At 39.8% G+C, this 21,381-nt stretch carries 19 protein-coding genes; 11 read left to right on the top strand and 8 right to left on the bottom strand.

All coding sequences use genetic code 11. The features are described 5' to 3' along the window. Positions 1-4: 4 nt before the first annotated feature. The 4 genes from ACYSN2_RS08355 to ccmC form a co-directional block, all read right to left on the bottom strand. Positions 5-1,972: a heme lyase CcmF/NrfE family subunit gene (locus ACYSN2_RS08355; protein ID WP_461749798.1), complete on the bottom strand. Its 1,968-nt coding sequence runs from the start codon at positions 1,970-1,972 to the stop codon at positions 5-7. Between the two features lie 50 nt (positions 1,973-2,022). Beyond that, a complete protein-coding gene (gene ccmE, locus ACYSN2_RS08360; protein ID WP_461749799.1) occupies positions 2,023-2,514 on the bottom strand; it encodes a cytochrome c maturation protein CcmE in 492 nt (163 codons plus the stop codon). Further along, entirely contained in the window at positions 2,501-2,671 is a 171-nt protein-coding gene (gene ccmD / locus ACYSN2_RS08365; protein WP_461749800.1) for a heme exporter protein CcmD, read from the bottom strand. Before ccmD ends, ccmE begins: the two co-directional genes overlap by 14 nt. Positions 2,672-2,926: 255 nt before the next feature. Continuing rightward, positions 2,927-3,703 (bottom strand): heme ABC transporter permease CcmC, encoded by a 777-nt coding sequence (gene ccmC / locus ACYSN2_RS08370; RefSeq protein WP_461749801.1) that lies wholly within the window; start codon positions 3,701-3,703, stop codon positions 2,927-2,929. 241 nt (positions 3,704-3,944) lie between these two features. Between ccmC and ACYSN2_RS08375 the strand changes: the two genes are divergently transcribed. From ACYSN2_RS08375 to ACYSN2_RS08400, 6 genes are all read left to right on the top strand, one after another. Continuing rightward, a complete protein-coding gene (locus tag ACYSN2_RS08375) occupies positions 3,945-5,066 on the top strand; it encodes an NAD(P) transhydrogenase subunit alpha (protein ID WP_461749802.1) in 1,122 nt (373 codons plus the stop codon). 38 nt (positions 5,067-5,104) lie between these two features. Further along, the gene (locus tag ACYSN2_RS08380) at positions 5,105-5,398 is read left to right on the top strand and encodes an NAD(P) transhydrogenase subunit alpha part 2 (protein ID WP_461749803.1); all 294 of its coding nucleotides are present in this window, start codon (positions 5,105-5,107) and stop codon (positions 5,396-5,398) included. A 3-nt stretch (positions 5,399-5,401) separates the two neighbouring features. Continuing rightward, positions 5,402-6,799 (top strand): NAD(P)(+) transhydrogenase (Re/Si-specific) subunit beta, encoded by a 1,398-nt coding sequence (locus tag ACYSN2_RS08385; protein WP_461749804.1) that lies wholly within the window; start codon positions 5,402-5,404, stop codon positions 6,797-6,799. Positions 6,800-7,025: 226 nt separating this feature from the next. Then, positions 7,026-7,715 carry a 6-hydroxyaminopurine reductase gene (gene yiiM, locus ACYSN2_RS08390; RefSeq protein WP_461749805.1) on the top strand — a complete coding sequence of 230 codons (690 nt, stop codon included), beginning with the start codon at positions 7,026-7,028 and terminating at the stop codon, positions 7,713-7,715. Between the two features lie 420 nt (positions 7,716-8,135). After that, positions 8,136-8,798 carry a hypothetical protein gene (locus ACYSN2_RS08395; protein ID WP_461749806.1) on the top strand — a complete coding sequence of 221 codons (663 nt, stop codon included), beginning with the start codon at positions 8,136-8,138 and terminating at the stop codon, positions 8,796-8,798. Then, complete coding sequence (locus tag ACYSN2_RS08400; protein WP_461749807.1) at positions 8,791-9,282, top strand: hypothetical protein; 492 nt, start codon at positions 8,791-8,793, stop codon at positions 9,280-9,282. Before ACYSN2_RS08395 ends, ACYSN2_RS08400 begins: the two co-directional genes overlap by 8 nt. Positions 9,283-9,395: 113 nt before the next feature. Here ACYSN2_RS08400 and ACYSN2_RS08405 read toward each other — a convergent pair whose 3' ends face one another. From ACYSN2_RS08405 to ACYSN2_RS08420, 4 genes are all read right to left on the bottom strand, one after another. Beyond that, entirely contained in the window at positions 9,396-11,354 is a 1,959-nt protein-coding gene (locus tag ACYSN2_RS08405; RefSeq protein ID WP_461749808.1) for a DUF2207 domain-containing protein, read from the bottom strand. A 174-nt stretch (positions 11,355-11,528) separates the two neighbouring features. After that, positions 11,529-12,164, bottom strand: a complete 636-nt coding sequence (locus tag ACYSN2_RS08410; protein WP_461749809.1) for a LemA family protein — start codon at positions 12,162-12,164, stop codon at positions 11,529-11,531. Positions 12,165-12,392: 228 nt separating this feature from the next. Next, positions 12,393-15,146 (bottom strand): DNA polymerase I, encoded by a 2,754-nt coding sequence (polA, locus tag ACYSN2_RS08415; protein ID WP_461749810.1) that lies wholly within the window; start codon positions 15,144-15,146, stop codon positions 12,393-12,395. Between the two features lie 251 nt (positions 15,147-15,397). Next, positions 15,398-16,207: a sulfite exporter TauE/SafE family protein gene (locus ACYSN2_RS08420; protein ID WP_461749811.1), complete on the bottom strand. Its 810-nt coding sequence runs from the start codon at positions 16,205-16,207 to the stop codon at positions 15,398-15,400. An 880-nt stretch (positions 16,208-17,087) separates the two neighbouring features. On the opposite strand from ACYSN2_RS08420, the gene aspS reads away from it, so the two are divergent. The 5 genes from aspS (at position 17,088) to ACYSN2_RS08445 (ending at position 21,358) form a co-directional block, all read left to right on the top strand. Next, positions 17,088-18,866, top strand: a complete 1,779-nt coding sequence (gene aspS / locus ACYSN2_RS08425; protein WP_461749812.1) for an aspartate--tRNA ligase — start codon at positions 17,088-17,090, stop codon at positions 18,864-18,866. Between the two features lie 122 nt (positions 18,867-18,988). Beyond that, positions 18,989-19,378 (top strand): hypothetical protein, encoded by a 390-nt coding sequence (locus ACYSN2_RS08430; RefSeq protein ID WP_461749813.1) that lies wholly within the window; start codon positions 18,989-18,991, stop codon positions 19,376-19,378. 79 nt (positions 19,379-19,457) lie between these two features. Then, on the top strand, positions 19,458-19,808 hold the full coding sequence (erpA, locus tag ACYSN2_RS08435) for an iron-sulfur cluster insertion protein ErpA (RefSeq protein ID WP_461749814.1): 351 nt from the start codon (positions 19,458-19,460) through the stop codon (positions 19,806-19,808). 166 nt (positions 19,809-19,974) lie between these two features. Further along, on the top strand, positions 19,975-20,895 hold the full coding sequence (locus ACYSN2_RS08440) for an SPFH domain-containing protein (protein ID WP_461749815.1): 921 nt from the start codon (positions 19,975-19,977) through the stop codon (positions 20,893-20,895). A 1-nt stretch (position 20,896) separates the two neighbouring features. Continuing rightward, complete coding sequence (locus ACYSN2_RS08445) at positions 20,897-21,358, top strand: NfeD family protein (RefSeq protein WP_461749816.1); 462 nt, start codon at positions 20,897-20,899, stop codon at positions 21,356-21,358. Positions 21,359-21,381: the final 23 nt, after the last annotated feature.

Raw genomic sequence — 21,381 nt, forward strand, 5'->3', positions numbered from 1 at the left:
CCCCCTAAGCTTTTTGTGTTGCGCCATCAGTTTGCAACTGTTTACGACCGATGCGATAACGGCGATCAAGAATCGAAAGTAGTGCCGCAAATGAGATGATCAAACCGCCTAACCAAACCCAACGAACAAAAGGTTTCACGTAAAGACGAATAGCCCATGCATTTTCCGCACGCTCTTCTGCCATCGCCACATAAAGATCATCAATCAGTGACGATCTTAAAGCCACTTCACTTAACGCCATGCCACTTACCGTATAAGTACGCTTTTCTGGATACATCATTCTAAGAGGTTTATCATTTTTATAAACCTGAATAATGCCGCGTGTTCCCACGTAGTTAGAGCTCTGAACATCTTCTAATGCAAGCAGCTCAAAGCCATATTCACGAACTTGTACGGTTTCTCCTACACGCACCAAGCGATCTTGCTCATCACTGTAATGAGACGTGAGCGTAATGCCGACAATTGTAATAATAATCCCCAAATGCCCAAGATTCATCCCCCAACGCGATAGCGTTTGGTTTTTCAGCGCTTGGAAGAAATTATCTGTTTTACGGCTATTGAGTTTGATTTCAAACAGAATGCCAAAGAACACCCAATAACTAAGAATCAAACTGATCACAACCCACGGATCTAAACGTCCTACATAGAAGTAGTTGGTGCCGATTCCTAAAATCACCGACAAAATCGCCATAATGATTAACGGCTTTTTAATCCGGCTAATTTTATCTTCTTTAAAGCGAAGGAGTGGCGTAACACCTAAAGCCGCTAAAATAAGCAATGAGATAGGAACGGTATATTCGTTGAAGTACCCTTCTCCTACCGAGATTTTTCCGATCTGTAAGATATCCACGATTAATGGATAGAGCGTTCCGAGTAACACCACGAAACACGCAACGGATAAGAAGATATTATTGAATAAGATACCGGTTTCTTTCGATACCAAGCTTAAATGTGATTCTTGGCGAATTTTATGAGATCTGAAAAGTAGTAAAACAAATCCAAACAGTGTGATGATCGCGAGAAGCATTAAGATAAACTGTCCTCGTGATGGATCTGCCGCAAATGAGTGCACCGATGTTAAAACACCTGAACGCACCAAGAACGTCCCAAGTACACTTAAACAGAATGCCAAGATGGCAATAATCACGGTCCAAAGGGTAAATGCTTTACGTTTTTCTGTTGCTGCTAATGAGTGAATTAACGCTGCACCAAGAATCCACGGAATCAATGACGCATTTTCTACCGGATCCCAGAACCACCAACCGCCCCATCCGAGCTCATAATATGCCCACCAGCTACCAACGGTAATACCTAATGTTAAAAAGCCCCAAGCTGCAAGCGCCCAAGGACGCACCCAGCGAATCGATAAACGGTCGATATGCCCTGTGAGTAAAATCGCACACATAAATGCATAAGGCACCGCAAAACCTACATATCCCATATAGAGAAGTGGAGGATGAATAATTAAACCCACATCTTGCAGCAATGGATTTAAATCACGGCCATCGTAGAGATCAAATGTCAGATTTCGTCCAAAAGGATCGGAAGTGAAGATCAGGAATGCAATAAAACCAAGAGTAATTGCGCCTAAAACCGCTAATGTGGCTGCCGATAATTCAAGTGGCATTTTACGCGTAAAGATCACCACTGCTAACATCCATGCGGTTAACGTTAATACCCACAGTAACATTGAGCCTTCATGTCCGCCCCAAATTGCCGTTAATTTATAGATATCCGGCAGTTTTGTATTGGAGTTTTGGAAAACGTACGCATAGCTAAAATCACTAATCCAAAACAGATGTCCCAAATAGATAAAGGAGAAGAGTATCAACACAAAAAGCCATATGGTTAATGGCCTTGCGCTATACATCAATTGTGGACTTCGTAATTTAATGCCTATCAATGGCAGTATAAATAGTGCTAATGAAACACCGAGCGCAAGATAGAGCGCGAGTTGACCTAACGGAAGCATAAAAACCCTTCATTCAATGTGTATGATTAGTGTATGTTCTTTTAATCAGTTTAAATATCTTTCTCTTTAAACGGATGACCTTGCGACTCTAAAGTTGCCGCTACTTCTGGTGGCATATACTCTTCATCATGCTTTGCTAAAATTTCTTCAGCCACGAATTGGTTGCCTTCGATTAATTTACCGCGTGCAATAATTCCCTGCCCTTCTCTGAAGAGATCCGGCAAAATACCTTCGTAGCTCACAATAATTTGCTCAGATGATCCATCAACTAATGCAAACTCAACGGCAAGTGATTCTGTCCCTTTATGCAACGTTCCAGGAACAACAAGACCACCTACGCGGATTGTCTTATCAAGTGGCGCTTCGCCCTTTTCTACTTGTTCTGGAGAATAGTAGAGATTTAAGTTATCTCGTGATGCAAACATCGCAAAACCAATCACCACAAATGCCGCAACAATCACAGCAATCACAACATACATACGTTGCTTTTGTCTTGGTGACATCATCCCGCGTTTTTTCATATTCATATTACTTTGACTCATTTAATAAACCCTCCTTGATCATTGCTCGCTTCAAGCTTCTGCCTTCCGTGAGCAAAGAGATGATTAACCCCATTAAGCAAATTCCGACAAAACCATAACATGCCCAAACATAAGCAGTATGTTTTCCCATATCTAATAGACTTAAAAAATCTGCCATTTAAATAACCTCTAATAAAATAATTATATAACCTGTTTGTGACTGTATAAAACAGTCAAATCATAAACATGTTGTCATCATTCATATCTATAATTTTATAATCGTTTTTTAATCGCTCTATATTTCACCATCTGTACCTTAAAGATACCTTAATCGTTTTTCTTTTAGATGAAACATCGCTTTCATCTCAATCTCGTTAATCAAAATGCCTAAGCGCACAAGAGAAGCCCGAAGGCTTCTCTCTGAGTTCTGATCTTAATTTTTAGTGTAAGCTTGCAGTAACTGCTCTCGATAAATCAGATGCACACTCTTTAGTAGAATATACCCGACCGTAAAGAGGATATATGCGCCCATCATTAGAGCTAGGGGTTTTAGCATCGCCGGATCCAAACTGGGTCCTCCCGATGCAAAAATTGTACTTTTTTGATGAAGGGTTGCAAAGAGATATACCGAAACCTTAATGATTGGAACAATTACCACGCCGATAATCGCTAATATTGAAATCCCCATATTCGCCGTTTCTCGATCTTCAAACGCATTATCAAGTGCAATATAGCCAAGATAGAGAAAAAACAGGATTAAAACAGAGGTTAAACGGACATCCCAAACCCACCAAGTCCCCCAAGTAGGTGCGCCCCAAATTGCACCTGTTACTAATGTAATCAAGGTATAAACAGCACCGAGAACAGCTGTTGCTCTTGCAATAACGGGGAAAAGTTTAATTCTAAAGATAAGATACATGACACTACAAAAGGCCATGAACATATAGAGTCCGGAAGATAAAATCGCTGCGGGTACATGAATATACATAATTCGAACCGTATTACCTTGTTGGTAATCTACCGGCGAATCAAATAAGCCGTAATAAAGTCCTACGACTGCTGTAATAGCACTCAGCACAAAGGCCCAGGGAATAATTTTCTTGGCTAACGCTACAAAATATTTGTAACTGATTAATCTTTTAAAAGCGATAAATCTTGGTTTTTTGTTTTGTTGTGCCGAAGACTTATGGGATTGATCTATATTAGTCACAGTAACCCTTTACTCAAAATTTCTAAGATCTCTATCTTTTTATATTGATTGAGTATATCAAATCTTCCTCCGTCGGCAGTAAAAGAAATTGAATCTCCTTGATAAAAAAAGGCAACAGATCAAACTTATTGCAAATTTATTTCAAAACCGACTTCAATTCAGATACAAACTACCGCATGATACTATTGGAGTTTATAAGTTTTTCACCATGTGGAGTCACAATTTGGAGTAAGAATTAATTATGATTAAAACTATCATTGTATTGAAAGAAACGCATCATTTAGAGAAACGCGTTGCGCTCGATCCTAAGAATACTGAACGATTTGTCAAAGCAGGCTTTAAAGTCATCGTGGAACCGGATGCCGGCATTCACGCTTATTTTAGTAATGAATCTTATGAAAATGTAGGGGCAATTGTCGAAAAACCGACATTTGATAAACCTGCGATCATTCTTTCGATTCATGCGCCGTCTAAAACGCTCAGTCATCAATTCAAAGCAGGATCTCTCACCCTTTCTTTACTAGATCCTTTTAATCATCTGCCACTCATTGAAAGCTTCGCGCATCAAAAAATCGATAGCATTGCCCTCGAATTTATCCCAAGAATTACTCGTGCACAAAGCATGGATGTGCTCTCTTCTCAAGCAACGGCTTCAGGTTATCAATCTGCGCTCATCGCGGCTGATCTTTCCCCTCGCTTTTTTCCAATGCTCACAACAGCAGCTGGTACCATTCGTCCTGCAAAAGTACTCATTATTGGTGTTGGGGTTGCCGGCTTACAAGCGATTGCAACAGCAAAACGATTAGGTGCGCAAGTGGAAGCCTACGATATTCGCCCGGATGCTAAAGAACAGGTTGAATCGCTCGGCGCAAAGTTAGTAGATACCGGCGTGAATGCCGCAGGCGAAGGCGGGTATGCTAGAGAACTCACGGAAGAAGAGAAAGCGAAACAGACAGAAGCGTTAGCAAAGCATGTGAAAGAAGCACACGTCATTATCACAACTGCGGCGATTCCAGGAAAACGCGCACCGATTATTATTACGAGCGACATGGTGGAATCAATGGCAGCAGGTTCTGTCATCATTGATATGGCAGCGGAAACTGGTGGCAACTGTGAAATGACAAAACCGGGAGAATGCTTTATTCACAACGGCATTACCATTAATGGACCACTGAATCTTCCATCACGAGTGCCGATTCATGCTTCTGAAATGTTCTCGCAAAATATCTATAACTATCTTAGCCCATTTCTAACAGAAGAAGGTTTAGCGCTAGATTTAGAAGATGAAGTTGTGAAAAATTCCCTTGTGACGTATCAAGGGGAAATCGTTTCTGATCGTATTAAAACAATTATGACGGCTTAAGCTATAACTTAGAGCATCACTTTTAAGGAGATATATTTATGATTACAGGATTTGCAGCGCTCTATATCGTTGTGCTTTCCGCGATTTTGGGATTTGAAGTCATTTCCCGTGTTCCGGCGATTCTTCACACGCCATTAATGTCCGGCTCGAACTTTATCCACGGCATTATTTTAGTAGGCGCCATGATCGCACTGGGTCATGCAGATGGTTTCTTTCAAACATCCCTTGCGTTTATCGCCGTTGTGTTTGGCGCCGTCAATGCCGTCGGCGGTTATTACGTGACGGACAGAATGCTTGAAATGTTTAAATCTAATAAAAAAGAGGAGCAATAATTCATGGGCGCAATGATTGTTAATCTCGGCTATTTTCTTGCCGCAATTGTTTTTATCTATGCTCTTAAAAGCATGAGTCATCCTTCAACAGCGCGTAAAGGCATTCGTTTTGCCGGTCTTGCGATGCTATTTTCAGTCGTTATTACCCTTTTTCATCCCGATATCATGCATAAATCGTACTTCACCAATCTTGTGCTGATCCTTCTCGCTTGCGGTATTGGTTTTGTGATCGCAAAACGTTCCGCGCTCAAAGTTGAAATGACCAACATGCCACAAATGATTGCGATCTATAATGGCGTTGGCGGTGGATCTGCGGCGATTATTGGTGCAATTGCGCTATTGCAAACAGGATCTGCAGAGATGGCGTATAACTCAAGAGTGCTACTTCTTGCGGCAATCGGTGGATTTATCGGCGCCGTATCTTTCACAGGATCGATTGTGGCTTGGGCAAAACTCGATGGCAGAATGAAATCGACCATTCGTTTTAAAAACCGAAATATCGTTAATCTCTTCCTCTTCATCTTCTCAATCCTATTAGCAATGCTCTTAGCATCAGAGTCCACACCGCATTACACAATGCTCTTCATCTTCTTCTTACTGACCCTTGCACTTGGTGTATTAATTGCGATTCCTATTGGCGGCGCAGATATGCCGGTGATTATTTCGCTCTTTAATGCATTAACGGGTGTGGCAGTTGCGTTTGAAGGAATTGCGATGGATAACGGCGGTTTAATCGTTGCCGGAACCGTTGTCGGAGCTGCCGGAACGCTCTTAACACTCCTTATGGCAAAAGCGATGAACCGCTCTATCAGTAATGTTCTATTCTCGAACTTTGGCGATGCAAGTAGCGAAGAGAGCGAAATCGAAGGTTCCATGACAGAAACAGATGCCGCAAATGCCGCAATGACAATGGCTTATGCGGATCGAGTGATCATCGTGCCAGGATATGGTTTAGCAGCAGCACAGGCGCAACATAAAGTAGCAGAGCTTGTAAAAATCTTGGAAGCTCGCGGTGTTGATGTTCGCTTTGCCATCCATCCTGTTGCCGGAAGAATGCCAGGACATATGAACGTACTTCTCGCAGAATCAGGCGTTCCTTACGAAAGTATTTTTGACTTAGATGAAATCAACGGCGAATTTAAAGATACGGATGCGGTTCTTGTGATCGGCGCAAATGATGTTGTAAACCCTGTGGCAAGAGTAGATAAATCAAGCCCAATTTACGGCATGCCAATTTTAAATGCCGATGAAGCGAAACAAGTGTTTGTCGTGAAACGTGGACAAGGTTCAGGATTCTCTGGCATTGAAAACCATCTCTTCTATTTAGATAATACCGATATGGTTTACGGCGATGCGCAGAAAGTCATCAATGAGATGATCACAACGCTAAAATCGTTGTAAATCATCCTCTCAAAAAGGCAGCATTGCCTTATCCAAAAGCGTTAATATGATTCATATTAACGCTTTTTAAATATCTACTTTCTATGTGAATTAACTGCCCTACCTTTTCTGCCTTTAGAATACAAAAAAGGTTCCACGTTAAACATCTCACTGCTTTGTCAACATTCACACTTCGCTCTAAAATTAAGAAATCCAGCCATATCCCATTGCTCTATAAGGTTCATCTATGCAGTTACCTAATATTCAACTTCTCAATCTTTTTGCCGGAAAAACCCAAGAATACCAAGATCATGAACCGAGTGCGATAGCGAAATCTCCGCTCACGCAACCTGTGCAACTCACCAATCTCGGCATTTTTGGTGATGAACAATATGAGAAGCGATTTCACGGTGGAATCGATCGAGCACTTTGCCATTATCCAAGTGAGCATTACTCTTATTGGCAAACGCAATATCCGGCACTTTCTCATCTTTTCAAAGCACCTGCATTTGGTGAAAATATCTCCACATTAGGATTAACAGAAGAGAATGCATTTATGGGCGACATCTACCAGCTTGGCGATGCAATCATCCAAATCACGCAACCTCGCTCTCCTTGTTATAAGCTCAATTACCATCTACAAATTCCGAATCTTTCTCAGGTCATGCAAGATACCGCCTATTGCGGTTGGCTCTATCGCGTCATTAAAGAAGGAACGATTGCGCCCGATTCCACAATGACCCTTCTTTCAAGACTGGGAACGCTTTCTGTAAAACGCGCCACTAATATTGCTTTTAACGAGCCTTTCAATGAAGAAAACACCCTTATCCTACTTTCATCCCCAGGGTTATCCACAAGTTGGACGCGCACCATGCAAAATAGATTACTCACAAAAACCATCGAGCCATTTCATTTTCGGTTGTTTAAACAAAAATAGATAAAGACAATATCTGAATGAATGCCTGTTTAGTTCTGAAATTTACAAATTAAATATAACTGATTAATAAAAATCCCAATCTAATGATAATATTGAATTACTTTAGATTAACTCAATTTAATGAATCAGATAAAACTTCAAGAATAACAGGCTCATACAATGACAAATGTCGGTAACAAGTATATCTCCCAATCTCCTATTCGTTCATGGGTTCTTTTATTCAAAATCATCAAAACAATAGCTATTTTTACCTGTATCTTTACCCCTTTACAGCTGCTTTTACAGCATGGGCTTAGGAGAGAATCTCAAAGCTTTCAGGTCATCTTTATTATTCTCTTTTTTACGATATTTCTAGCAATCTTAATCGCTATTTTTCGCAGTAAATGCATTAAAAATACGATGGCAAGAATCCTGTTATATATGATTGCATTTGCCATTCAATTCGTATTATTTCATGAAATATATGGCTTTATTTCCCATTGGTATGATTTCAAAAATTTACTGCCATATCGCCTTGAAAGACTTGGTAATCCATCGAAGTGGGAATATACATTCCGTGATATTGGTCTCATTTTTAAAAACTTTAATTCCTTCTTTAATTATTTATTAATGATATTCAGTGTATCTAATGCTTTTATCATCAATGTTGCTACTTTTACAGAGTTAACTTGGAGAAATAACTCCCAGAAACTGACTTCTCAAAACTCTTTTCTAAACATGATTTATTTCTTAATCATTTTGGCAATTCTTGGCTTGTCTGGATCAATATTGTCATTAGAATTTTTTGAAAGCATTCTTTTATCACTCACTTTTATCATCAGCAATATCATGATTATGGGTGGCTTAACATATGCTTTCTTTAAAATCGTTCAAACAAAATATATCCCCTTTATTCTCTATTTCAGCTTAGGTGTCTTTGGAAGCTTAGGTCTTGCCTACCTTTGGTTTCCTTTCACCAAAGATTACTTATTACCTTATGGAGAAAAATTCTCTTTGCTCGCATTAGTAGGACAAAGCTGGCTATATCCACTAATTTTCTCTCTATTTTTCAAATCCCGTATTCAAGGAGTTAATCATGACTAACACGATCAATGTGTACCAGAAAATTTGGACAGAACAAGATTTCGAGAAAATGACTTGGCATGACAATCAGCTTCATGGTTTTGCATTCGAATTCATTGAAGAAGAATATACCAATAATATGATGCTCGATATCGATACTATTCTGCTATGGAATGCACCAGAAAATGGCCGCTTTAGTTTTTGGATTGCACCAGCAACGCTTATTTTTCAAAATACGTGGGATATCAAGTTTAATATCCACTATAAATCCTCCATTACGCTTCCTTTAGAAATATATGAAATAGAGCTCCTCGAAAAAATAGGAACCCCACAAGGAGGATTCCAATATCTATGGAAAATTATTTTAACGGACGGCGATATCACACTATCTTCTAGCGGTTTCAAACAAATTATTCGTAAAAAACCAATCCTATCCCATCAACAATGCCTTGATAAAAAAGATCGAGGAGAAATTACTTTTAGTAAAATTCCTTACGAAGATTAAACTTCTTTAATTCCCATAAAAAAGAGAATCTAAACGTTTAAAACACATCTAGATTCTCTTTTCTGTTCTCTTTCTATTTAAATAGTTAAGAGCTATTCAATTTCGTGGAAACCTTATCGGCCTCCACCTCCGCCACCGCCTGAACCTCCGCCGGATGAGCCGCCGCCTCTTGAGCCTCCGCTACTGCGTCCAGCGCCACCACTTCTCCCGCTGGAACTTCCGCTACTTTTGGGTGCTGACATAGAACGAGAAAAACTGGAGGAGCTCATGACCGCAACGCTGGCAATACTTCCTGTACGGCGACTCGCTTCATATGCTTCAGGATATTTTTCTTTAAATAGCGCTAACCATTTTTTTTCTAAATTAAAAATGATGGCATATGCTAAATACTCCTCGAAAATCTCCGGACGCAAAATCGTATATTCTTCTTTTTTGGTATATCGCAAAAAGTGTTCAAACTCTAAAACATCTTGTTGCTCATCCACATATTCAGTACGAATCGTTTTCCCAAATCTTGAATAGAGCGAACACACAGAACTCAGTAGAACAATGCTCGCAATCATTACGGCCCCATTCAGAATGAGCTGATCTGTAATTCCCCTTTGTGGAAGACCAAATAAAATATCGGGTGCCCATGTAATCGGAATTAATGTGAACACACTTCCAAATAGAAGGAGCATCGGAGTTTGGAAGATGGCGCCAAATATTTCTGAAAATTTCCCGGAATAGAGTGCTTTCAAAAATAGCAATACTCCTGTTAAAAATACGCCGATACCAACAATCATAAAGATCAAAAAGAAATAGGTAATCACGGATATTGCTTCAGAGAAAACTACGCAATACCCAACAATGAGAAAAAATGCCGTCCACTTAAATAAGGTCATCGGCGAGCGATAAAACTTCCGCATCAGCGCATGAATCGGCGACAGTGCTTTATTTCGCATGGCTTCAATACCGGCATTATAGCGATGATAATAGATCTGCCCACCTTGCTCTTCCATGGTTGACACAACATCTTTTTCTGATTGAGAAAGATCTGAAAAATCGCCCTCGCCTGTCAAAATAATTCTTTTATTCTCCGGCGTAATCTTAATAATATTGCGCCGAATCAGCTCTACTAAAACAGCTAATAGATATTGAGTATCATTTTGTTTTTTAGAAGGAAACAGTCCAATAATCTTCTCTAACGGAAAATTAGGCGGTGTGAATCTTACGTTAAATGTTCTGTGGCTTTTAGGGGTAATGATCCGAAAAATGATACATCCAACACACCAATAGAGAAACAGAACAATGGAGGCTCCCAACATAAAAATCGGGGTTAAGGATAACTGAAAAGGCAGTGCATTTTGAATCGATTCCAATAATTTTGTCGTCCAATCCCTTTCAACACCTGCCACTTTACCCGGTGTAAATCCTGTGGAAACGGTTAAACCTTCATATCTTGATAATGATCTCGGCGCCGTAAATCGAATCTCTGTAGGAGAAACCACTTCAACTTTCGCTCTAGCAGTGCTTCCCCCTTTCCCAAAATAACCTGCCGATTGAATCTCTTCCACTGAATCTGGCAGAAAAATTGTGGCAGAAGCTTTATCAATTGGTAAACGCCAATTAGTGCCTATCGCATTAATATAGATTTCATCATATTCTCCGAACTTTCGAATATGATTCTCACTTTGCCAATGAATTTGATAAGTATGCTCTCCAAATGCGAGAAAATATTCTGCTAAGTTCTTCTCTTCGCCGGTTAAAATCTGTAAATTATTGGATCTTCGAACTGTCCAATAATTTTCAGGTTTTCCATTTCGTGTCACACTGATAATCTTGACTGGCGTATAGACTTCTTTCTTCCCCAAAGCATAATTAATTGGTATTTCTCTCGTGATACCTAGTCGAATCTCTTCAAGCTTTGTTTCGATCTTAATGGTTTCCACCACATCAATACGTCCATTCTCTAAGATCGTAATGTCTACATGATAATCTTGGATTTTGTCTGCCATTGCGGTAGACAAACTAACAAAGAGCAACCAAATACTACACATCCATAAATTTCGAAAATATTTTATAATCGCCATTTAGATACCTTTACTCATGTAATGTAAAAGTGTTGCAATAACTGTTTACAAGCAGAGCAACACCTTAAAAGACTATAATTGCTCTCGATGATACGTTAATAAAGATAAATATATTTAAAGATAATAATTATATTAAATAAAAACTAAACAATTAATCACTTTTCCTCAACCTACTCAACGAGTATTGTCACTCATTTTCCCTTTTCCCATACCTTCCTGATAAAAATAGTGACCTTGCGGAAATTTTCCGACAACAGCAATAAAGATATTAGGGAATTTTGAAAAGTACGTCATATAATCTCGCACCGTTGCATTGTAATAACGCCTTGCTTGGCTAATCTCTTTCTCTACGTCTTGAAGGGATTGATAGACCGCTTGTAACCCTTGATCTGACATCAAATTTGGGGAAAGCGTAGCTGTTTTTAAAAATAGCGCTAATTCTTGTTCCGTTTTCTCGGCAAGCTGAATTGTCTGATCGATAGCTTGCGTCGCTGAAAGCTCTAAATCATGATTCGTTTCCTGAGAATGCCGGATATGCCGATGATCAGATTCAATTGCAACACTATTTTTCGGCGCTAATTCCATCAATTTCTGCAAACCTTCCATATTCATATCAAGCATCTTCTGACTTGCGGTAATCAATGCTGGAATTAACTCTTGTCGTTTCGTCAAAAAGACATTCATCATCATAAATGCTTCGCTCATGATCTGCTGTTTTTTGACCAACGTATTATAAATGGTAATGCCGTAGAACAATATCATGAGCAACATCATTCCTATTATGCTCAAACTGATGATCCATATTGTCATGATGATTCCCTATTTCGATGATTTCAAAGATGATTCAAACATTGCCTTCCCCATAAAACAGAATCTACTATATCAACAAATGATCATATTCAAAATAGCGCTAAATCCGATAAGAAGCAGACACAAAAAAAGCATTAGTCGTTATTTACTAATGCTTTTTCAATATGTCATCAATGCTTCTAAAGTTTTATCGCAGATGAAATCAGTTTAAGAAATCGACTTAGGAAATTAGCCCGCTGTTTCATCCCAGTTTTTGCCTCGACCAACTTCTACAATCAGTGGCACATCAATTTTTAGAACATCGGTCATTGCATCAATCAACAAGGTTGTTGCTTCCGCTTCTGATTCGAGTGTGGATTCCAAGATTAATTCATCATGCACTTGCAGTAACATACTGGCATCAATCTCCGGCTTTGCCATTAATGACGCATCGACTTTCAGCATCGCAAGCTTGATAATATCGGCAGCCGTTCCTTGTAAAGGCGCATTAATAGCGATACGCTCCGCGCCAGAACGCGCGATTGCGTTTGAGCTATGAATTCCCGGCAAATATAGACGTCTGCCTAAAAGCGTTTCCACATATCCAAGATCTTTCGCTTTCTCTTTCGATTGATCCATATAATTTAAAACGCCGGGATAACGGCTGAAATAGAGGCTGATATATTCTTGCGCTTGTGTGCGAGAAATCCCTAATTGCTTCGCAAGTCCAAACGCGCCCATGCCGTAAATAAGTCCGAAGTTAATCGCTTTTGCCGCCCGACGCTCTTCGCTCGATACTTTTTCTAACGGCAAACCAAATACTTCCGCTGCAGTTGCGGCGTGAATATCTTTGCCATCTTGGAACGCTTTGAGCATCGCTTCATCTTGTGAGAAATGTGCCATTAAACGAAGCTCAACTTGTGAATAGTCCGCTGCTAATAGGATGGAACCTTCTTTTGCGATAAACGCTTCACGAATTCGGCGACCTTCTTTGGTTCGAATCGGAATATTTTGTAAATTTGGATTGGAAGACGATAATCTACCGGTACTTGTTTGCGCCTGATTAAAGGAAGTATGCACACGCTTTGTTGCAGGATTAATCTCGGCAACGAGCGAATCTGTGTAAGTGGATCTGAGTTTTGAAAACTCACGATATTCCATAATGATTTTTGGTAATGGGTAATCTTCAGCAAGTTTGACTAACACATCTTCCGCCGTTGATGGTGCGCCTTTTGGCGTTTTTTTAATCACCGGCAATTCTAACTTTTCAAAGAGAATTTCGCCTACTTGTTTCGAAGAGCTCATATTAAATTCTTCGCCGGCAAGCTCATACGCTTCCGTTTCTAGCGCCGTAAGGTTTTCGCCAAATTCTGCACTTAATGCTTCTAAATGCGCAGCATCGACCATAATCCCTTCATGCTCCATCTTCGCAAGCACCGGCACTAACGGCATTTCAATCTCTTCATAAACCTTGTATTGGCTCGCTTCTGCTTTTAATCTCGGCACAATACTGTGCTGTAATTGCAGCGTAATATCCGCATCTTCACAGGCGTAAAAGCTCGCCGTTTCAATATCAATTTCATCAAATGTTTTTTGAGATTTTCCTTTGCCGGCAATTTTCTCAAAAGGCGTTGTTTCAAATCCTAAATAGAGCTCGGCAAGCGCATCCATATTATGACGATTGCCGGTGGGATTATAAACGTAACTCGCAAGCATTGTGTCATCTTGAATGCCGCGAATTTCAGAGCCGTAACGCTTTAAAATATGCCAATCAAATTTAATGTTTTGCCCAACTTTAGGAATTGTTTCATCTTCCAAAATCGGCGTTAATAACGGCATTACATCTTCAATCAAGAGTGGATTTTCTAAACCCGCTTGTTTAAACGGAATATAGATGCCGGTTCCCGGCGCAACGGAGAGCGAAATTCCCACTAAATTGGCGCTCATAAAATTCAAACCATCGGTTTCCGTATCGAGCGCTAAAATCGCAGATTGTGGAATCAAGGCGATAAATGCTTGAAGCGCTTCAATCGTAGTAATGGTTGCATATTCAATCGTTTCAGGAAGTGCCGGATTCACCCAACCATCTTCGTCATCACTACTTTTCGCCGCTTTCGCAACCGGAGGCACAAAGCTTGGTGCATCTGTTTTCCCATTTTCAAGACCGATGAGTAATTGACGGAAACCCAAATCTTGATAAATATCTCGTAAACGATCCGTAAAAGGGTCTTTGAGTTGTAATTCTTCCACCGTTACCGGCAATTTTGCGGTCGTGAGAAGCGTTGTGAGTTCTTTTGAAAGCGCCAACATTTCTAAGCTATCACGAAGACGTTCACCCACTTTCCCTTTAATACCGCCGGCATTTTCGACGATTTCGTCTAATGTACCCCATTCATGAATCCACTTTGCCGCTGTTTTCGGGCCAACACCTTGAACGCCGGGAATATTATCGGCGCTATCGCCCATAAGTGAAAGATAATCTCGCACTTGTTCTGGATATACGCCATATTTCTCAAAAACCTCTGCACGCCCGAGCATTTCATTTTTCATGCCGTCATACATGGTAATTACCCCGTCTTCCACGAGTTGCGCTAAGTCTTTATCGCTGGAAGCGATAATCGTACGAATACCTTTCGCTTTCGCTTCTAGCGCTAACGTTGCGATCACATCATCCGCTTCAATGCCGGGAATGGAAATTCTTGGATATCCCATGAGATCAATAATTTCATAGAGTGGTTCAATTTGCTCACGCAAATCATCTGGCATTGGCGGACGATGTGCTTTGTAATCTTCATAAAGATCACTTCGGAAGCTTTTACCGCTTGCATCAAAAATCACGCCTAAATAATCCGGATTAAATTCTCGCATGAGTTTCTCAAACATATTAATCACGCCACGAATCGCGCCTGTAGGTCTTCCATCAGGGCTTTTCAGCGGTGGCAGTGCGTGGAACGCTCGAAAGAGAAAATTAGAGCCATCAACGACTAAAAATGTTTTCGACATGTTTTATGAACCTTTATGATCAACAGGATTTTAAAAATGAATGTTTGTAAGATTATACAAAAAAAGCAAGGGAAACGCCCTTGCTTATCTCTCTTGCTTCTCTTTTTCTAGTGGAATCGCTTAAAAAGCTAGATCCTATAATATAGGCCGGTCCACAGCTGAGTCGAATACGTGCATGCTTTTAAATATCATGCGCTAGCTTCTACAGTAGATTTTAAACCGAAATATCCATAAATAATCTCAATCTCATATTACGCTACAAAATTATTGTAGATAAAAATTACGAGAACAATGGTTAAGAATCCCGCTAAAATCTGACGAATGCGTTTTACCGGCAATACATATACCAATTTTGCGCCAAGCGGTGCAAAGATCACGCTTGTAATAGATAAACCAATCACCGCCGGCAGATAGACAAAACCGACTGAGCCTTCCGGTACTCCCGCAACATCCAAGCCGTTAATCAACGCACTAATCGCGCCTGACGCTGCCATTAACATGCCAATCGCCGAAGAAGATGCGATCGCATTTTTCATCTTATACCCAATTTTACTCAATGCCGGCACGATCATTACGCCACCACCGATTCCGACAAAGCTCGAGAGAAAACCGATAACCCCACCAATCCCAAAATACGCAGGTTTTGGAATATGCGATGCGGAATCTGCTTCTTTTTTCGAAGCCGTTCTCAGCATATTAATAATGGTGTAAGCCAAGAAGATACTGAACAGAAGCTGAAGCGCAAAATCACTCATCATCGTGACCACTCTGCTTCCTACGGAAACGCCGATAACGGCACCAATTCCCATAATCCAAACTATTCCCCACATCACAGAGCCTCGGCGTTGATGTGCAATTACTGATGAAAGACTCGTCATCGCCACAACTGCAAAAGAGGTTCCGAGCGCGACTTTCATAATCAGATTAGGATCCATTCCGAGCGACACTAAAAAGAATACCACTGCCGGAACAACAACGGTTCCACCACCGACTCCTAATAAACCGGAGATTAAACCAATAATACATCCCAACGATAAAAAAAATACTAACTCAATTCCCATGATTTCTCTTTTGCCTTCGCTACTGTAATTAGATCAAACTATGTAATGCCATCAAAGACAATATCCCTCTACAAATGTTATGGCAATATTTCAACTAAAATATTCCTTGATTTGCTCTATTTTATCGTAAAATCTTCGCTAAATATGGCATACCAGTATTGCAAAAGAGATTCCTGCTATTATCTTTAAAACCTTGATGAACTTAGTCTACACCACATTTTTCATTAAAAAATCATCCCATCATTCTATTTGTCTTATTATCCGTAATATCGGAATATTACATGCAACATAATCATGACAAATATCAATGATTTATATTTTTATTTGTGATTAAAATTTGCAATTACATTCGTAATGGGATAATCATAGTCAGGTTGTTGTAACAAATTTTGTTCTTAGATTGATAAAAAATATTAAAAAAGTATCACCACAATCTAAGCGCATTCAAAGGAGGACTAAGCTAAAGAAAGAACTATACTTTCACGGTTTAGTAAATATGGTGAGTAGATGTATCTAGTCTCAAATAATAAAAAAAATAGAGACACGATAGGCTTAAACTCTAGGGACCTATGCTTTGTAAGGCGTAGGTTCCTAGATTATTATTCAAGATCGCTCTGCGGTAAATTCACATATAATTTACACGAGGGCGCATCTTGAAAGCGGTTGGCAGCAAGTGCCTACCTGTCATCACATCTTGCAACAGAGTGATAAATGAATTTTGAAATGTTCCCTGAATAATATCTACCGCAATAGCGGACAAAAACATCTCATCTTCGTCTGAAAAGTTTCGTAAAATACCCTATAATTGTATAATTTGGTTTTCAAACGACAATTCATAATACGTGACAAACCGTATTACCAATTTAAGGATTCAATTATTATGCGATCACATTATTGCGGATTAGTGAGCGAGGAGCTTCTCGACAAAACTGTAACACTTTCTGGTTGGGTACATCGTCGTCGTGACCACGGCGGGATTATCTTCGTGGATCTTCGCGATAGAGAAGGTCTTGTACAAGTAGTAATTGACCCAGCATATTTAACAACACCATTTGCAGAAGCTGAAAAAATTCGTAACGAATTTGTGATTCAAATTGAAGGTAAAGTTATTGCTCGTCCTGAAGGGATGATCAATGAAAATATCGTTTCTGGAAAAATTGAAGTGATTGCCACTGAGGTGAAAATCTTAAACGCAGCAGCACCACTTCCTTTCCAATTGGGTGATGATAAAACTTCAGAAGAAGTTCGTCTTAAATATCGTTATTTAGATCTTCGTGATTCACGCATGCATAAAAACATTATGCTTCGCTCAAAAGTCACACGTTATATCCGTGAAGCACTTGATAACCAAGGTTTCCTTGATATCGAAACACCTTTCTTAACAAAAGCAACGCCAGAAGGCGCGCGTGACTACGTGGTTCCTTCACGTGTTCATCATGGTGAATTCTTCGCACTTCCACAAAGTCCACAGCTCTTCAAACAGCTCTTAATGGTGAGTGGTTTTGATCGTTATTACCAAATCGTTCGTTGTTTCCGTGATGAAGATTTACGTGCAGATCGTCAGCCTGAATTCACACAAGTGGATATCGAAACATCATTCCTCTCATCTGATGAGATTATGGATCTTGCAGAAAACATGATTCGTAACGTTTTCCAAGCATCTATCAATGTTGATCTTGGGGATGATTTCCCACGCATGACTTGGCATGAAGCGATGGCTCGCTTTGGTTCTGATAAGCCGGACCTTCGTATTCCACTTGAATTCACAGAAGTGACTGAAATCATGAAATCATGTGAATTTAAAGTATTCAATGATGCTGCAAACCGCGAATACGGCCGTGTTGTTGCATTGAACATTCCTGATTCATCTGACAAATTCACACGTCGTCATATTGATGAGTACACAGAATTCGTCGGTCGTTACGGCGCGAAAGGTCTTGCATATATTCGTGTCAACGATGTTGCAGCAGGTCGTGAAGGTTTACAATCTCCAATTGTGAAATTCTTAGATGACGCAACATTAACAGCGCTTCTTGAAGCAACGAATGCGAAAAACAACGACATCATCTTCTTCGGTGCGGATAAAGCAACGACTGTGAATGATGCAATCGGTGCACTTCGTGTGAAAATCGGTAAAGATTTAAACCTTTTAACGCGCAAATGGGCACCAATGTGGGTCGTTGATTTCCCAATGTTTGAATATGATGAAGATGCAAAACGTTATGTTGCAGTTCACCATCCATTCACAACGCCAAAAACAGGTATCGAATCTCTCAGCGATCCTGCAAACTCTATCGCAAATGCCTATGACTTAGTATTAAACGGTACAGAGTTAGGCGGCGGATCAATCCGTATCTATAAACACGATGTTCAAATGAAAGTATTTGAACTTCTCGGCATTGATAAAGCGGAAGCAGAAGAGAAGTTTGGCTTCTTATTAGATGGTCTTAAATATGGTGCACCTCCACATGGTGGTATCGCATTCGGTCTTGACCGTTTAGTCATGCTTATGGCAGAACAAAACTCTATCCGTGATGTAATCGCATTCCCTAAAACACAATCAGCGGCATGTTTACTCACAGATGCACCAGCATCAATCAGCCAAGCACAATTAGATGAACTTGCAATTGAAGTTGTGAAAGAGGAAGAAGAGAAGTAATTTCATTCTTTCTGCATTCTCTTTGAATCAAAACTTTAAAACAAAAAGCTTAACTCACAGGAGTTAAGCTTTTTTTGATATTATGTTTTCATATCAATTCTTAATTTTTGAGAGGACTTATAATGGGGACGTTTATTTTAATAGTAATTGGTTGCATTGTTATCTATATATTATTAGCTTCTTTCTCCCGCGCTAATAAAAGGATGTATTATGCAGATAAGCAAGCATCTCTAAGACAAATTTCTGAAGGTTCTGGGCGTTTGCCAAGTTGGGTTCATACAAGTGAAACAGATATATTCATAAATGCAATTCACCAATTACTCATTAGAAATGGAATCCCCTCAAACAAATCTAAACTTTTATTAGCTAACGAAAACACTCAGTTATTGATACTATATGTTGCAGGAAATATGGAAGAAAAAGGCGCTTCTTTCGTTCAACAAGAAATTGCAGCCATGGAATTAGTATTAGATATATGGCATAGCGATAATCGCTCTCGCTTATTCGAATAATTTCTTTGAGAATTGTGAAAGAAACTTGACCAAAGTGGTATAATGTTTGACATATTTTACTGTTTTCACTTAGGGAGAAATGAAGATGTCAATGATCGAAGAAACAGGAATTAATTTCACAGATTCAGCTGCATTAAAAGTGAAAAGCTTAATTGAAGAAGAAGGCGATGCAAGCCTGAAGCTTCGTGTATATATTCAAGGCGGCGGTTGCTCTGGTTTCCAATATGGTTTTGCGTTCGCCAATGAAGTTGAAGATGGCGACGTGGAAGTTGTAAACCAAGATGTTACACTTTTAGTTGATCCTTTAAGCTACCAATATTTAGTAGGCGCTGAGATTGATTACGTGAATGACTTACAAGGCGAACAATTCGTGATTAGAAACCCAAATGCAACAACAACTTGTGGCTGTGGGAACTCTTTTAGTGCATAAGTCGTTAGCAAATAAGACCCATTAAAATTAGTTATGTGGGTTATTATTAACAAATGTTTTCGTTTATACTATCAATAGTATTAATGAGATAAAGCATCTATCTCTTAGGATTTAGATGCTTTTTTTAAACCTATTTTCTTCCAAATAAACAACTGAAGGTAAAATAATGTTATCTACCAGCGCTATTTTAGTCTTAATTATTGCGGCAATTGCTGTTTTACTCGTGTTCTCCGGTATTAAAATGGTTCCGCAAGGAAATGAATATACCATCGAACGTTTCGGAAAATACCGTAAAACCATCACACCAGGTATCTCTTTCATCGTTCCATTTTTTGATCGTATCGGTCATAAAATTAATATGATGGAAAACGTGACAGATGTTCCTTCGCAAGCCGTCATCACGAAAGATAATGCCATGGTTCGTGTCGATGGCGTTGTCTTCTTCCAAATCAATGATGCAGCGCGCGCCGCTTATGCCGTCAATGATTTAGGCTCGGCAATTTTAAACCTGACCATGACAAATATCCGTACTGTAATGGGTTCCATGGATTTAGATGAACTTCTCTCTAAACGTGATGAAATCAACGCAAGCCTTCTCTCTGTAGTGGATCACGCAACAGAACCTTGGGGCGTAAAAGTAACTCGTATTGAAATTAAAGATATTGAGCCACCAAGAGATCTCGTCGATTCAATGGCTAAACAGATGAAAGCAGAACGTGAAAAACGCGCGGCTGTTCTTGAAGCTCAAGGTGTGAGAGAAGCAGAAATTCTTCGCTCTGAAGGGGAAAAACAATCGGCAATTTTAACAGCTGAAGGAAAACGCCAAGCGGCATTCTTAGAAGCAGAAGCTCGTGAAAGAATGGCGGAAGCGGAAGCGAATGCAACATTAATGGTTTCTAAAGCCATTAGCGAAGGGGACATCCAAGCAATCAATTACTTCGTCGCACAAAAATATGTGGAAGCATTTGGTAAAATTGCAGAAAGTGATAATGGCAAGATTATTATGATGCCAATGGAATCTTCCGGCATGATTGGTTCAATTGCCGGCATTGCAGAGCTTGTAAAGTCTGCCGGCAAGGAATCTTAAAATGATGTCGCTGTTTTCTAATATGGATCCGATGATGATTTGGCTCATCATCGGCGCTTTATTGATACTGTTAGAACTCTTTATGCCCGGCGTTTATCTTTTTTGGCTTGGGATTGCGGCATTGGTTACCGGATTTCTGCTTAAAATTGTCGATTTATCATTAACGATGCAGATTCTCAGTTTTGCGGTGTTTTCTATTATTAGTGTGCTTGTCGGCGTTAAAACCTATAAAGACAAGAATGCCGATATTAAAACTAAGCATCTCAATCAAGTTCGTGGCAGTGAATATGTGGGGCATAAATATACGCTCACTGAAGCTGTGATCGATAATAATGGTCGTTTACCACTTGGAGATTCCGTTTGGATTATTCATGGGGAAAATCTTCCTGCCGGCACAGAGATACAGATCACGAAAGTTGTTGGCAATACGCTCCATTATATTAAAACAGATCGTCCGGAGTAACCTTTCACTGCGAAGCACCTTAT

The sequence above is a fragment of the Ignatzschineria sp. LJL83 genome (assembly GCF_054871845.1).